Origin of the sequence: Rufibacter roseolus (assembly GCF_017916365.1) — a bacterium.
GTDB classification, from domain to species: domain Bacteria; phylum Bacteroidota; class Bacteroidia; order Cytophagales; family Hymenobacteraceae; genus Nibribacter; species Nibribacter roseolus.
This window is the reverse complement of the sequence record NZ_JAFMSU010000001.1, coordinates 442188-457623: the sequence shown is the minus strand read 5'-3', so window position 1 is coordinate 457623 and position 15436 is coordinate 442188. Positions and strand designations below refer to the sequence as shown.

Sequence of the window (15436 nt, the reverse complement as noted above, 5' to 3'; positions counted from 1 at the left end):
AGCGGTCCTTCTTTTTTTGACCTTACTTAAATAAAAGAGAAAGGCCCTTCTGCTACTGCGGAAGGGCCTTTCTCTTTTAAGGGTGTTTTCGCCAAAAAAGGCAGTAAACAGATTACTTTTTCAAGCTTCCAATCATGTCCTCCGGACGTACCCAGTCGGTGAACTGCTCATCGGTGAGCAAGCCTAAGTCAAGGGCTGCCTGGCGCAGAGTAGTGCCTTCTTTGTGGGCTTTCTTCGCGATTTTGGCCGCGTTGTCATAACCTACGTGCGGGTTAAGGGCAGTTACCAGCATGAGCGAGTTCTCCAGTTGGCGCTTGATTACCTCGTAGTTAGGCTCAATACCCACGGCGCAGTGCTTGTCAAAAGAGTCGCAGGCATCGGCTAGCAGGCGGGCGCTCATGAGCAGGTTGTAGATCATCACCGGCTTGAACACATTCAACTCGAAATGACCGTTCATCCCTCCTACCGAGATGGCCACGTCGTTCCCGATTACCTGGGCGCACACCATGGTCATGGCCTCGGCCTGGGTTGGGTTCACTTTGCCTGGCATAATAGAAGAACCCGGCTCGTTCTCTGGGATGATGATTTCCCCGATACCGGAACGCGGACCTGAAGCCAACAGACGGATATCATTGGCAATCTTCATCAGACTTACGGCCAGTTGCTTCAGGGCACCAGAAGTCTCTACAATGGCGTCATGCGCGGCCAATGACTCAAACTTATTCTCGGCGGTTCTCAAAGGCAAACCAGAGAACTCAGCGATTTTCTGGGCCACCAGCTCGGCGTAGCCTTGCGGCGTGTTCAAGCCTGTTCCTACGGCAGAACCACCCAAAGCAAGTTCGCTCAGGTGATCTAAGGTATTTTTAAGGGCGCGCATGCCGTGGTCCAGCTGAGACACGTAACCAGACAGTTCCTGGCCCAGGGTCAGCGGCGTGGCATCCATCAAGTGCGTCCGGCCGATCTTCACCACGTTCATGTACTCCTGTGACTTGGCGTGCAGCGTGTCGCGCAGTTTCTGCACCATTGGCAGCGTATGCTCGGCTACTACCTTGTAACCCGCAATGTGCATGGCGGTTGGAAAGGTATCGTTGGAAGACTGCGATTTGTTTACGTCGTCGTTCGGGTGGATTTTCTTTTTCTCGTCCATCAGGTCGCCTCCCAACAGTACGTGCGCACGGTTGGCTACCACCTCGTTTACGTTCATGTTGCTTTGGGTACCGGAACCGGTCTGCCATACCACCAATGGAAACTGATCGGCTAACTGACCAGCCAGAATCTCATCGCACACGCGGCCGATGATCTCGGCTTTGTCCTGGGGAAGTACGCCTAATTCGGCGTTGGTGTACGCGGCTGCTTTCTTTAAGATAGCGAAAGCGTCAATCACCTCAGTAGGCATTAACTGGCCCCCGATGGTGAAGTTTTCTTTGGATCGTTGGGTCTGGGCTCCCCAGTATTTATCGGCGGGCACCTCAACCGGGCCCATGGTGTCTTTCTCTATGCGTACGCTCATGTCTGTTAGAAAATGGTTAATACTTTAGATAGCTCAAAACTACGGAATTATTCATAAAAAACGGGTGACGATCACGCCTCCCGTTTCTGGTCTGTTTTCAGGAAAAAGGCCTTGGAACAGCAGCTTTCTTAAGGGTTACTGCTTCATCTTTTTAAGTTCCTCAAACCTGATGTCCATTAGCGGGTACTTAGCCCAGTCATTGAAGTCAAAATGCCACCATTCATTTTGGAAAACGGTGAAACCGTGGCGCTGCATGGTGTTGATAAGCAAAGCCCGGTTCCTCTTCACCTGCGCAGAGACATGTGGATAATCCGGGTGGGACTGTTTTACTGTGGCATCATACGGCGTGGGCATCTGTAGTTCCTTTCCGTCTTTGAGGGTGATAAGGGTAAGGTCCATAGCACAGCCGCGGTTATGGCGGGAGCCGTCTTTGGGATTAGCCACATAGTCTTTCTTCTTTACTTTTTCAAAGAAAAGCTCTGTGACGTGGTAAGGGCGGTAGCCATCATAGATCTTCAGGCCCAATCCAAGCGGTTTCAGTTCCGCCTGTATCTTTTTCAGGGCATCGGCTACGGGTTTGCGTGCGTAGGCAGTGGCAATGGTATAGACCGGCTCCTTCACCAGATTATCTGCCGTGGCGTACTTGATGTCCAGCACCAACCCTGGTATGTAAGACTGCAGTTCTACCAGTTCGTGGTCTGGGTTCTGTGCTACTAGTTTCTGGTACAAACCCGTGGAAGTCACCACGGGCAGGCCATACTTGTTTTTAGGAATGGAAAGGGTAGCTGGTGCCTGCGCCCAAGTGGAAATGGCGACAAACCAGAAGAGTAAAATGAGGTGCAGTTTTTTCATTTGCGTCTATAAACCACGTACGCCAGAATACCAGATACCAGGAAAGTGAGCAGCCTTAACCATTCAATGCGGCCGGTAGTGAAATAGGTAAGACAAAGGGCGGTCCAGGCGAGCAGTGTACCAAGGATAAAGAGAAATAAGATAAGCCTTCTGTTTTTCATGTAGGTGTAGGATGAAGACGGGCACCAGCAGCGGCCAGTCATGACTTTTCTTTTACTATGCCTCAACAACTATTCCCCTGAAAAAACTCATTTATAGCCTCTTTTTATAGAACGAGGATTAAAACGGCAGATGGGTTCAGAGGTAAGAAGCATTAAATATAGATAAATAATAATATTACCGGAGCACGTATAAGCCGAAGGATTCCTCTTTCTCCCTAACTTCTCTCCGTTGGGTTCATTCAAATGCTTTAACGGTGTTTCCTGGAAAACAGGCCTAAAACAGAAAGGAAACCTGAAATGAAAAGGAAGGTGTTGGCTGTAATAAATACCTATCTTTCCCTACTAATACACCGGCCGCTGTAGGTCTTATCTAAACAAGAGAACAAACCCTTTTCCCTTACCATGAACAGAAGATTAAAAGTAGCTTGCCTTTCTGTGTTGATGGGCAGTATGGCCTTGAGCCCTGCCCAAAGCGTATGGGCGCAGGCCTCCAAGAAACCTGCCGCCAAAACCGTGGCCAAATCTTCCGCCGCTACCCCGCAATTCGATCTGAAGTCTGAGAAGTACAAGTTGACCAACGGGCTGGAAGTGGTGTTGCACCAGGACAAATCAGACCCAAAGGTGGCGGTGGCCATCATGTACCACGTGGGCTCTAACCGTGAGAAGCCAGGCCGCACGGGGTTCGCGCACTTCTTTGAGCACATGCTGTTCCAGAACTCAGAGAACGTGGGCAAGGGCAATTTCATCAAGAACGTGAACCAGATAGGCGGCACATTCAACGGAGGTACCTTCACCGATGGCACTGTGTATTACGAGGTGGTTCCTAAAGACGCCCTGGAGAGAATCCTCTGGATGGAGTCTGACCGGATGGGCTTTTTCATCAATACCGTGAGCGAGTGGGGCCTGGAGAACGAGAAGCAGGTGGTGAAAAACGAGAAGCGCCAGCGTGTGGATAACCAGCCTTACGGGCACACCAACTACGTGATCCTGAAGAACCTGTATCCGGCAAGCCACCCGTATAATTGGGAGGTAATTGGGTCACTGGAAGACCTCCAGAACGCTACGTTAGGCGATGTAAAGGAATTTTATGAACAATGGTACGGTGTGAACAACGCCACGCTGGTACTCACCGGAGACTTTGAAACCGCCGATGCCAAGAAGTTGGTAGAGAAGTACTTTGGCGAACTGAAGCCGCATGCCGCTGTGAAACCATTGGCTCCTATGCCCGTGAAGCTGACAGCCACCAAGTCGCTTTTCCACGTGGATAACTTCGCCAATCTGCCGGAGCTTACCATGGTATACCCCACGGTAGAGCAGTACCACAAAGACTCTTACGCCTTAAACATGCTGGGCAGCCTCTTGTCTGATGGCAAGAACTCGCCGTTTGAGCGCATCATTGTGGAAGAGAAGAAACTAGCCCCGGGTGCCTCCGCAGGCCAGTCATCCGCCGAGATTGCCGGTACCTTCAGGGTGCGGGTGCGCGCTTTCGATAAGAAGGATCTGGACGATGTGCAGGCCGCCGTGTTCGCCGCTTTTGACAAGTTTGAGAAAGAGGGCGTGAACGAGAAAGAACTAGAGCGCCTGAAAATCCGCCAGGAAACTGCCTTGTACAACGGCATCTCCAGCCTGCTGAACAAGGCCTTCCAGTTGGCCCAGTACAACGAGTTTGCCGGTGACCCTAGCTTCGCGAAGAAAGACATCGCCATGACGCAGGCCGTAACTGCGCAGGACATCATGAACGTGTACCGTAAGTACATCAAAGGCAAACCGTTCGTGGCCACCAGCTTCGTACCCAAAGGCCAAGAAGAGCTGGCGCTGAAAGGTGCTGTGAAGGCCGAGGTTGTTGAAGAGAAAGTGGTGGCTGGCGCCGAAGGAGCCAATACCGGCAAGGAACCGACTACCTTCGCGAAAACGCCCTCTAAAATTGACCGCAGCAAAATGCCGGAGTTGAGCAAGAACTTCAGCTTCAAAGCCCCTACCATCTGGACTTCGCAGCTCAAGAACGGCATGAAAGTGTACGGTATTGAGCAGAACGAATTGCCGCTGGTGCAGTTCAGCATCCAGATTAAAGGCGGTATGCAACTGGATGATCCTAAGAAGATAGGCACTGCCTCGCTGGTGGACGCCATGCTAATGGAAGGCACCAAAAACAAGACGCCGCAGCAACTAGAGGAAGCCATCGGGCAGCTGGGCGCCTTCATTAACGTGAATTCCTCCTCTGAGGACATCAACATCTCAGGCAACACGCTTTCCCGCAATTTCCCGCAGGTGATGAAGCTGGTGGAGGAGATTCTACTGGAGCCGCGTTGGGACGAGGCCGAGTTTGCCAAAGCCAAACAGGCGAAATTGAACCAGATCAAGCAGAACCAGGCCAACCCGGGCAGCATCGCCTCACTGGCCTTCAATAAAGTTTTGTACGGTGAGAACAGCCGCTTTGCCTACCCCACCATCGGGACCATGGAAACGGTACAGGGCATCACGCTGCAAGACCTGAAGGATTACTATCAGAAGAACTTCTCGCCGAGCATCGCTAGTTTCCAGGTGGCCGGTAACGTAAAACAGGCCGAGGTAGCCAAAGCACTTGCGGGCTTAGAGCAGAAATGGGCCGCTAAGAATGTGGCTTTGCCTACGCCAATAACAGCTACTAATAAACCAGCTGCCCGTCTGTACTTCATAGACCAGCCAGACGCGAAGCAATCAGTGATTTACGCGGGTTACCTGGCCGTGCCGGTGGGCTCCCCAGACTATGCCGCCTTGCAGGCCATCAACCACAAACTGGGTGCCGGATCGGCCTCTACCCTGTTCAACGTGCTGCGTCTGCAGAAAGGCTATACCTACGGAGCCGGATCGGGCTTCTCGCGCCGTCCAACCGCGCCGGGCATATTTGCCGCCTCTTCCAGCGTACGTACGAACGTCACGAAGGAATCCCTGCAGACCTTGGACGAGATCCTGAAAACCTACGGTACTACCTACACCGAGCAGGACCTGGCTACCACTAAAGGCGCTTTGGTCAAAGAGACTGCGCTGAGCTACGAAACCCTGGGCAGCCTGGTCAGTTTGCTGGAAAACATCAGCACCTACAACCTGCCCTTGGATTACCTCAAACAGAACGAATCCGCTATCCAGAACCTGAGCTACACCCAAGCCAAGAGCCTTATCAACAACTACATTGACCCCAACAAAATGGTCTACGTAGTAGTAGGCGACGCCAAAACCCAATTAGCTGGTCTCAAAGACTTGGGATTGGGAGAGCCGGTAGTATTGCAAAACAAATAAGCAAGGTTCTTCCTGCTTATACCAAAAGCCCGTTGCCCACGCAGCGGGCTTTTCTTTTAGTTTTTGTTTCAGGGCTGTTTTGGAGGAAATGTCTGAGAAGTTTGAACCCACCCCTACCCCTCCAAGAAGGGAATTCCGCAATGCGTCAGGATGCAGGTGAGCCTCAGTTCTGGTTGTTGGTGATAATAACAACAACGGTGGACGAGATTGCGAGAGAACTGTAAGAAATGTAGGGGCACCTCTTGTGGGTGCCCTTGCCAGTAGCTGCCGTTCTTTGCGGTAGAACCGTTAGAGACAAGGCATACCTTGTCTCTACAATACAATCAACAATGGACCCAGGGAATTACCAGCATAGATTTGTTTTGAGGCTGTTTTCATGAAAACACGGCAAAAGCCCACCACAACCAAAAGCTTTTATCTAACTCCCCCAAGCGGGAAACCGTACGTTGTGTATAAGCCATCCAAGCCCCATCTTTGCCATTTGTAAGGCGCCTATGGCGTTGGTTTGCATTGATACCCATGATAAAACAGAATTCATACTTAGTCCTGCTTGCGTTTAGCTTTTTCACGTTGGCCTGTGAGCCGGAGAAACTGGAGCGGGGCAAGGAAATGGCGGTGGAGGCCGAGCGCCACAAGGTGAAGCGGATCACGCAGGAAGACATGGAGAAGCAGGCGCTTCTAGCCGGCGATACGGTCATCAGGTTGGTAGAAGGTGCCTTTCTGCAGCTCGCCGAGAGCCAGCCCAAGGAGCAGGCGCTGTTTGTAGCCCAGCCAGACAAACTGCCCACGGTGAACAGCATTCTGCAACGCTACAACGCCACCCTAATCCGGCAGAAGTTCAGTTCTGAGAACGAGGCCAAACAGTTCCTGACCCAAAACCAGCTTCTTTCCCAGGCCGGTAAACCGGTGCCCCACGTGGAACTGCAGGTGCGCGAGGGCCATTTCCAGTACCAGCGGCCTATTGAGATTAAAAGAAGGAACTGCGCCAGTTGCGATGAGCCCAGCCTCTTGGACTATACCTCCTCCACCCTGGACCAGTTGCGCGTGTTCTCGGCGCAGGGTCAGCCCAACGGCTTTGAGGAAGGACAGGTAAGAGGCATATGGGTTATCTCATTCCCTCGTCAGAAAATCATTGAGCAGATCACGTTGAAGACCAAGCCCTCTAGACGTGGTCGCGGCGGATTCTTCGGGAGCAAGCCTGATACTGCCAAATCTGAATAAGAACGATAGGTAACCTGTTTTGGCCTCGGTTTCTCAAAAATAAGCCAAAAGCCTTACTTCACTTGAAATGTGGTGACTAGATGCCCCAGCTTACCGGTAGGAGTCATTCCCTCTAGGACAGCCCGGTAGGTGGTTCTCTGGTCAGCGGTGAAGAAAGTGATTTCCGCTTTGCCGGTGGCGTCTGTCTGGATGTTGGGGCTCCAGACAAGCGTGGTGCGCAGGTCTGGCATGACCACGTTGCTGGTATCCGGCTTGTCATAGCGAGGCAGGTAGAATTCACGCGCTTTCTGAAAGTACAGTCCCTGGTAAGTAGCCATGCCCGGCATTTTCCCCGATGTGCCGGGTTTGTCGCTTTTATCGGCTCCTCTCTTGGTGGTGATGGCAATAACTCCGTTTCCGCCGCGGGAGCCGTACATGGCCGAGGAAGCACCCGGTTTCAGGATCTCTATCGCTTCTACCTGGTTGGGGTTCAAAGATTGGATAAAGGAGGCATCCGTCTGGGTGCCGTCTATCAGGAACAGGGGCTGTCCCCCACCCCGCATGCTCACCATGCCGTTGGTCACCTGCAAACCGGCTACCCGGCCCTGCAAACCTTGGATGATGTCTATGCCGCGCGGAAGCTCAGATCCCCTCAACACGCGGTCGGCGGTGGTATGCAGGCTTCCGGCAGCGGGTTTGAACTCCTCCTGTTGTTTCTTGCCGCGCACGTTCACCTGCTGGAGCAAGATGCCGCTTTTGCCGGAGAACTGGTCTAGTTTCAGCTGCTCGCGGTTGCGCTGCAGGTAAGCCCAAACTTCATTGGAATATGGGGCCGGAATAGGCTCATACGGCACCTGTGGGAAGGCCTGTATCTGCGGCAGGTTGTTATCCAACTCCACAAAGGCGCTGGCTACGCCCTTGGCCGACTGCACCGTAATGGTGGAAGTGTCCGGGAAGCTTGCCAGGCTGAACTGGAACTTGCCCTGGTCATCGGTCTGGAGTTTGATGGTGGCCATGGGGTTGTTGCCGTTCATGAGCATAATGTCTGAGTAGGTATCCGGCTGACCAGTGATCTTGGTCACCGTGCCGCTCACGTACAAATCCCGTTCGGCGCGGTACTGCAGCTGCGGGAACTTGTCTTGCAGGATCTCTTTCCAGACAAACCGGCGCCAGCCTTGGGTGAGCAAGAGGTTATCCAGGGCAAGTACCACTTCGGGCGCAGCCGAACTGAAGTAATACGAGGGCTCTTCCACGTGCCCTTTCAGGTCTGAGCTGAGGAGCAGGTAAGACACCAGGTTAGCCGCGTACGGGGATGGGGTGACGGTTTTCTGGTCGGTGATGGCCAGGGAGAAGTTTCCGGCCACGGGCGCGCCGTTCTCGTCTTTTGCCTGCACTTGCAGCGTCACTTTCTCGCGGGGTTTGTAGGCGGGCTTGTCTGGCGTGATGGTCATCTGTACCTGCGGAGCGTGGTTCACAAATACCAGCCGCTCGGCTAGGGGCTCACCGGTCTCAGAGAAGACTGTGAACTGCACCAGTCCGGAGGGAAACTTATTTTTGGGCACTTCCATCTGGAAGACCTCCTGGGCTACCGGGCTGGAGGCTGCGTACAGTACCTCGCCGCGTACCTGGGCCACCAGGTGCAGGGATTTGGGTTTGCCTACGCTGTCCTGCTTAAAGCCCAGGCTGTAGAATTTGACCCTGATGTTAGGCCCCGATTTGCCATCCACCGAGAACACAAAGCCCTTTTTCTGCGGCACTGGTAATGGGTATTCCTTCGCTGTGCCTTTGGGGGCCGTGATACGGGCCGTGTACTGTTGGTTCGCCTCGGGGATGAAGCCCAGGCGACCCATCCCAAACTTGAGGCTTTTGAAATCAACTACTTTCTGGCCCTGCTGGTTGTAAATAGCGCCTTGCACCTCTTTGCCCAGGCCGTTGGCATCTACCGCTTTGAAGCCTACCATATTCCAGAGACCGGCTACCAGATGGCCGCCTTCGGGGAAGAACTGCACATCCAGTTGATCTTTGGGCGTAGGAATGGCAATGGTGCGGTTGAGGTTGCCGGCCTGCTGTTCTATGGTCAGAAAGAGCTTGGGGCTTGAGGTCTCATTATGGGGCAAGAACAACCGCAGGAAAGATTTACCCTCAGCGGAGGTAGTGACTTTTTTGTTGGTGCCTTTATCAAAGTTGGTGGAGTAGGAAAAGGTAGTTTGCGCCAAAGGCTTTGCCGCGTAGTTCTGCAGGCGCAGGTTCACCAGAACAGAGTCGCCGGTGGGTTGGGGCTTGAAGGTGAAAGCGGTGGTAGTGACTACGTCGTTCTTGCGGGGGCTCCAGACGGTGATGTTCTGGTGGAAGAAATAGGCCTCGTCAAAGTTCTGCATCCAGCTGGTGTAGGCCCGCAGCCGGTAAGTGCCCTCGGGCATGTCATCGGGCAGGGAGAAATCGCCGTGGCCTTTGCCTTTGTCCAGCCGCACCACGCTGGTCTTGTAGAACGTGTTGTCTGGGGTGATGAGCTCTACGTACAGTACCTTGCTCATGTCGCTGGGCACGTGGTCATGCGCGTTGACCAGGTAAGCCTTGAACCAGATGTCGTCGCCGGCGGCATAGTACGGTTTGTCCAGGTGCAGGTACACTTTCTCCTGCGGGTATTTGTTGTGCAGCGTGGTGAGTTTGGCTACTACCCTATTGATGACCTCATTCTGCTGCCAGGCCGGCGGCGAAAAGGCAGCCAAAAGGCCCACCATGGCTAGCAAGAGAAAGAAAAAGCTTTTGGGAAAACGGCGAAATGACATACGGCAAGAATGATTAAGGCCCTGAAAAAGCACCAAGATTTGTCCGCAGCCGGCGCTTTGCAGAGACAACGTAATTTACTTCGGTCTTTTACATAATAAAAGTGGCGGGCGTATTTTGGGCTTTATTTCTGAAAAAGAGGCCAAAAGCGTTAAATTTGCGTAAGATTTGAAATTTTAATGTACCTACATATTTAAACCTATGGCTATTATCCAAGCTACCGATACAGATTTCCAGGATGTGCTCAAGAATAACGAGCGCGTGGTGGTGAAGTATTTCGCCGATTGGTGCGGCAACTGCCGTCTGTTTTCCCCTAAGTTCAAGCGCATGTCTGGCAACGAGGAGTTCGCGAACGTGGCTTTTGTGGATGTGAACGCGGAGACCAGCCCCGAGGCCCGCAAACTGGCCGGCGTAACCAACCTCCCTTTCTTCGCGGTGTTCAAAAACGGCGAACTGGTAGAAGGCGCTGCGACCAGCAAAGAAGATTTTGTAACCGAGATGGTTCGTAAACTAGCCTAATTTCCCCCATGAAGATACCAGCCATTAAGAAACTGGTGGAAACGCAGACCATTGACAGCCTGCGCGAAGCCGAGGAGCAACTCATCAACGAAGAAACGCCCGCCTTTGAGATTGAAGGTGCCGATGAAGGCGAGAAACTGACCCACGTGTTTGGCGCCATCTGGATCCTGAACCACATGGCCGACCATAACTCTGATTTCAAGACCGCCCTGCGCGAGTTCACCCAAAAGGTACGTATCTCCATCAGCTAAGACAGAGACATTGCCTTGAAACCAAAAAAGCCTGCTAAAGATGTTTAGCAGGCTTTTTTGTTAAAAGAGGTATGAAACGGTTTACCGTAGCTTTGAGAAGAAATCCTCGGCGGTTTTCATGGCTTCCTCGGTGCAGATGCCGCGTATGTAGTACAGGAATACACTCCGGAAAACCTCAGAGATGTCAAACCTGTCTGGCGGGAACGTCAATGGGTTTACAATAAGGCCTAACTGCTCCAGCATGATCTTGGTGACCAGCTGGATGTTGAGGTCCTGGCGGAATTCCTTTTGCAACACGCCCTCGTTAAGCAGCTCATACAGCAGGTGCGTGGAATAGTCATTAGAGTGGTTCCAATAAAGATTCCAGGCAGCTGGGTAGTTTTCCTGGATTTCCATGAGCACAGTGGGCTGTGACGAACGCAGTGTGTCCAGGCCCAGTTTCACTACCAGAAGCAGCCGACGGAGCGGACTGGGTTCCCCAGCAAAGATACGTTCATGGTCTTGTTTACGGGCTTCCAGATCATAATTCACCACTTGGGTGACCAAGTCTTCCATTCCCTTGAAAAACTCTCGGAAAGTGGCCGAGGAGATATCAACACGGTTCAGGATTTCCTGCTCATTCAGGTGGGCCACGCCCTCCTGTCTGAAAAGATTGAGCACTTCCTGTAAAACGGTTTGCTTAAATGTCATCTATAATCTGAAAAATCGGGTTAAAACCAGATAATGGCGCGCAATTCAATGTCTTACGAGCCACAAAGATATTGTTTTCTTTTCTAGCGGAAATAGGTACTTCCCGCGGAAAAGGGTAAAAAGCCCGGTGATAGGTTAAAGAGTAAAACTAGAGAAAAAGTTCTCCAGTTCTTTGTTGCCTTTCTCCGTGGAAATGCCCTTGAGGTAATACAGGAAAATGCCCCTGAAAACCTCAGACAGGTTGTAGCGGTGGGGCGGGAAAAGAGCTTGGTTCAACAGGATATTGATCTGCTCCAGCAGTACCTTGGTAACTACTTCAATGTTGAGATCGGGCCGGAAAATCTGTTGCTGAATGCCCTTGTTCAGCAAGTCATAGAAAAGGTAGTAAGAATGCATCTGGGCGTGGCGCAGATACAGGGTCCAGATGCGGGGATACAGGTATTGCAGCTGAATGAAATAGTTGGGGTTGATCTGCTGCAGCTGTCTTACGTGCTGTTTGATGACCTGCATGATCTTGCCTATGGAATGGTCCGCCTCCAGCAGAAGCTTGTCCTGGATCTCTTTCTGCTCAGATAGGTAAAGCTCCACGGCTTGGCGCAGGAAGTCCTCCTTATCGGTGAAAGACTCGTTGAAATCCTCCACAGATAAACCGAAATTCTGCATGAGCTGCCGCTCTGTTAAGTCTTTGACACCGTTGGCAGAGAAGGAGCGCATGGCCGTGCGTAAGAGCTCGTCCTTGGTCATTTTCGGGGGCCGTTTACAGGGCTAGGGGTAAACAAATATAGCAAATTTTAGATGAGAACAAAGCTCTAATGGAAGTGGATAAAAGGTTAATTTAAGCCTCTCTAGATTATTCACAAATACTTACATGTTGCTGATTATCAGTGGTGATTGAATTATTCCAGACCTCAGGAAAGGAAGAAAAAGGGCGTATTATCAACATCCATTTATAGCCCTGTTTTGCAAAAACAGCCTATAAACCGGAAGGATATTTCAACAGAGAAAATGCTCGTTGCTGATGATGGTAAAGGGCTTTCTTTTTCCGGTACAGGCGCATGTATACCTGGCCTTTCTTTACCTCATGGATCACGACCCAATGGTGCCTTAATTCGGCGAGTTCATAGTCATTGAAGCCGTTGAACACATTGGAGTAGAAGATGTAGGTCTGGCGGGTGAGGTCCTTGGCGGGGAACCGCCGGAAGTCTCGGGTGAGATCAGTGTCAGCGGGGGCGGCCAAGTTGGGGAAATCGCTGCCCACCTCCTGCCACGGGATCTGTTGGCGGTCTAGATAGGCCATCATCTGGCGGCGCAATTCAAAGTAGGGCAAGTGGGCCAACGTGGCATCCCAACCTTTGGCCACCCGTTCAGGGTAGACCCAGAAGTGCCCGCTGACTAAACTCGCGGCCAGAATCAGGTACACGGTGAGCCCTACCCGCCGCGTCAGGACCTGGTCCAGCAGGTGCACGGCCAGCAACCCTAGCAAGACATACACCACCAACCAGTACCTATGCCCGATTGGGTTGGTGAACCAGACCAGCACCGCTATCAATGTCAAGAGCGGGACCAGCAACAGGATGAGCAGTTCCTTCGTGGGTTGGGAAAACTCATTTCTTATCCGCCAGAGCAAAATAAGTCCCGTGAGCCACAGCCCCACCCGCCCGAAGTCAATGAGTCGCCAGTTGATCAGGAACAGGTTGCGGGCAAATTCCTGGGCACTGACAATGCCCGCATAGGCGCTCCAGTCTGAGGAAGGCGCGTACCCCACCCACCCGAAGTGCCGGTAATGCAGCCACAGCCAGAGAAGAAGCAGCAGACCCGCAGGTACGTACGGCAGAAGCAGTTTGCCCAGCGCTGGTACAGATGGTTTCCCGTATTCCTGCCAAAGCAGAAACAAGTGCGTGAAAAACACCGCCACCAGCATGATCTGGCTCCTGGGCGTATGGATGGCCATGAACCCCAGCGCCACCGCAAGAAGCACCGGCCGATGTTGCAGAATAGCGTTGAGGCAGACCAGGTAGAGAAACAGCAGCACTATATCCGGGGCCACTTGTGCGCTTTGGGCCAGTACCGTTGGGTCCAGAAAGATGAGGAGCATGCCCAGGAGAACCCAGGAAGAAGGCAGAAAACGCCGGGTCAGCAGATACACCTGCCAGACAATACCCATCAGGAAAGGGAGCATCAAAAAATGGCTTACCGCCACGGATTTCCCAAAAAGATGCCAGCCGGCCGCCAGATACATCCCGAAGAGCGGCGGATAGCCCGCCAGCTGTTCCGGCACATACAAGGTGGTGAACCGGGTCTGGTAGTACCACTGCCCGTATTTAGAAGCCAGCAGAATACTGTCCCAGAAAAAGCCGTTATCCCGCACATACCACGTGAGCCACACCATGAGCCCCGCAAAGGGAAGCACCACGGGTAGCGCCTGCCGGACCGATGAAGCAAAAGGCGTTCTCAAGCAGTTTCTGGAAACGGGTTAGGATGGAAGACTTGAAGTTCAGTGTCTGCAAAGAACAACAATTGCCCCAGAAAAACCACCCGTAGCCAGGGTAATCTTCTACAGGGCGGAAACCAGATTTCAGCCTGTTTTCAGAAAAGGAGCTTAAAACGAAAAAGCTTGCCTCAGGCCTGCACCTCTGATCTTACCACCGGCACCAGGTCTGCCGCTATTTTAGCTGAGAGCAGGCACAGCGGAATGCCGCCGCCTGGGTGTACGCTGCCGCCTACAAAGTATAGGCCTTTGAGTTTATTGGTGAAGTTAGGATGCCGCAGGAAAGCCGCCATCATGTTATTAGAAGAACTGCCGTACAGGGCACCCGCAAAAGAAGACGTATCTGCCTCAATGCCGCGGGGGTCCCAGACCTTCTCCACTGTAATGAGCGCTTCCAGGCCCACGCCCAAGGCTTGGCTTACTTTCCTGACCACCTGCTGCCGCGTTTTCTGGATGAGTTCTTCCCAGTCTTGCCCGGCGTTGTGCGGTACGTTCACCATCACAAACCAGTTCTCGTGCCCGGCAGGTGCATCTTCTGGCGTGTATTTGGAGGTGATGTTCACGTACACCGTAGGGTCCTCGGCAATGGTGCCTTTCTGGAAGATGTGCGCAAATTCCTGCTGGTAATCCTGGCTGAAGAAGATGTTGTGCAGGTCCAGCTCGGGGAAGGTGCGCGAGATACCCCAGTAATAGATAAGCGCCGAGCTGCTGCGCGGTTGCCGAAGGGTTCGTTCCGGAGCGGGTTGCTGGGGCAGCAGCTTGCGGTAAGTAGGCACTACGTCCATGTTGCTGACCACCACCTCTGCTTCATACGTACCCTGCGCCGTGCGCACGCCCGTGGCCTTTCCTCCCTGAGTAATGATCTCCGTAACCGGCTCATTGTACCTGAATTGCACGCCTAACTCCTCCCCCAGCTTCACCAGACTCTCCGCGATGGCGTAGATGCCGCCCTGCGGGTAAAACGCGCCTATGTTAAATTCCAGGTGCGGAATAAGGTTGAGGGTGCCGGGGGCCTGGTAAGGGTCTGAGCCGTTGTAGGTGGCGTATCGGTCCAAAAGCTGCACCAGGCGCGGGTCTGAGAAGGCGCGGGCGTTGGCCGCGTGCATGGTGGTGGTGAGACCCAGCTCGGGCAGGGCCGGCAGCGTCTTCAGCACATCGGGGCTAAGGTAGGTGTCTAGTTTGTGCAATGATTTATGCAGGAACGTATTGGCGGTGGCGTGGTAGAGGCGGGCCACTTTCTCCAGGTGCCGGTGCAGCTTCTTTTGCGGAATGCTCAGTTTGGTCTCTACTTCGCGGGCGAAATCATCTGCCGCGGCGTGGGCGGTGAGGCGCGTTCCGTCGGGCCAGAAGTATTGGGTGACAATGGGCAGGCGCTGGTATTGGAAGTAGTCTTGGGGGTTTCGGCCCGCCAGCGTGAAGAGGTCGTCTACCAGGTGCGGCAGCGTGAACAGCGACGGGCCGGCATCAAACCGGTAGCCGCCCGGCAGGGTGAACTGCGTCATTTTCCCGCCGAAGGAGGCGTTGGTTTCCAGGACCGTCACGGCGTACCCTTTCACCGCCAGCCTGATAGCCGCCGCAATGCCCCCAATGCCCGAACCAATTACTACTGCTTTTGCCATATCGCCAATCTACGCAGTTTCGCGCTTTTTCCAGACCATAACCTGTTCCCCGGGCAAAAGGTTGGAAGAATCTCTTTCCAGGC

General features: G+C 53.0%; 12 protein-coding genes. 4 read left to right on the top strand and 8 right to left on the bottom strand.

The genetic code is table 11. The features are described from left to right. Positions 1-112 precede the first annotated feature (112 nt). The 3 genes from fumC to J3P35_RS01945 form a co-directional block, all read right to left on the bottom strand. Positions 113-1510: a class II fumarate hydratase gene (gene fumC / locus J3P35_RS01955; RefSeq protein WP_210462553.1), complete on the bottom strand. Its 1398-nt coding sequence runs from the start codon at positions 1508-1510 to the stop codon at positions 113-115. Between the two features lie 135 nt (positions 1511-1645). Then, positions 1646-2362 (bottom strand): M15 family metallopeptidase, encoded by a 717-nt coding sequence (locus tag J3P35_RS01950; RefSeq protein ID WP_210462551.1) that lies wholly within the window; start codon positions 2360-2362, stop codon positions 1646-1648. Next, positions 2359-2523: a hypothetical protein gene (locus tag J3P35_RS01945; RefSeq protein WP_190300310.1), complete on the bottom strand. Its 165-nt coding sequence runs from the start codon at positions 2521-2523 to the stop codon at positions 2359-2361. The genes J3P35_RS01950 and J3P35_RS01945 overlap by 4 nt, the downstream gene beginning before the upstream one ends. A gap of 402 nt (positions 2524-2925) precedes the next feature. Between J3P35_RS01945 and J3P35_RS01940 the strand changes: the two genes are divergently transcribed. Further along, positions 2926-5799 carry a M16 family metallopeptidase gene (locus J3P35_RS01940; protein ID WP_246849906.1) on the top strand — a complete coding sequence of 958 codons (2874 nt, stop codon included), beginning with the start codon at positions 2926-2928 and terminating at the stop codon, positions 5797-5799. Positions 5800-6318: 519 nt separating this feature from the next. After that, positions 6319-7020: a hypothetical protein gene (locus tag J3P35_RS01935; protein WP_210462549.1), complete on the top strand. Its 702-nt coding sequence runs from the start codon at positions 6319-6321 to the stop codon at positions 7018-7020. Between the two features lie 53 nt (positions 7021-7073). On the opposite strand, the gene J3P35_RS01930 is transcribed toward J3P35_RS01935, so the two are convergent. Then, positions 7074-9788, bottom strand: coding sequence for a TonB-dependent receptor plug domain-containing protein (locus tag J3P35_RS01930; protein WP_210462547.1), 2715 nt, complete (start codon positions 9786-9788; stop codon positions 7074-7076). A gap of 199 nt (positions 9789-9987) precedes the next feature. Between J3P35_RS01930 and J3P35_RS01925 the strand changes: the two genes are divergently transcribed. Continuing rightward, complete coding sequence (locus J3P35_RS01925; RefSeq protein ID WP_149090075.1) at positions 9988-10305, top strand: thioredoxin family protein; 318 nt, start codon at positions 9988-9990, stop codon at positions 10303-10305. Between the two features lie 8 nt (positions 10306-10313). After that, positions 10314-10556: a DUF6952 family protein gene (locus J3P35_RS01920; protein ID WP_210462545.1), complete on the top strand. Its 243-nt coding sequence runs from the start codon at positions 10314-10316 to the stop codon at positions 10554-10556. 81 nt (positions 10557-10637) lie between these two features. Here J3P35_RS01920 and J3P35_RS01915 read toward each other — a convergent pair whose 3' ends face one another. The 4 genes from J3P35_RS01915 to crtD all read right to left on the bottom strand — a co-directional run bounded on the left by J3P35_RS01915 (position 10638) and on the right by crtD (position 15353). After that, positions 10638-11246 (bottom strand): TetR/AcrR family transcriptional regulator, encoded by a 609-nt coding sequence (locus J3P35_RS01915; protein WP_210462543.1) that lies wholly within the window; start codon positions 11244-11246, stop codon positions 10638-10640. A 135-nt stretch (positions 11247-11381) separates the two neighbouring features. Continuing rightward, complete coding sequence (locus J3P35_RS01910) at positions 11382-11990, bottom strand: TetR/AcrR family transcriptional regulator (protein WP_210462541.1); 609 nt, start codon at positions 11988-11990, stop codon at positions 11382-11384. Between the two features lie 229 nt (positions 11991-12219). Beyond that, positions 12220-13701, bottom strand: coding sequence for a hypothetical protein (locus tag J3P35_RS01905; RefSeq protein ID WP_210462539.1), 1482 nt, complete (start codon positions 13699-13701; stop codon positions 12220-12222). A gap of 164 nt (positions 13702-13865) precedes the next feature. Then, positions 13866-15353: a 1-hydroxycarotenoid 3,4-desaturase CrtD gene (gene crtD / locus J3P35_RS01900; RefSeq protein ID WP_210462537.1), complete on the bottom strand. Its 1488-nt coding sequence runs from the start codon at positions 15351-15353 to the stop codon at positions 13866-13868. Positions 15354-15436 lie beyond the last annotated feature (83 nt).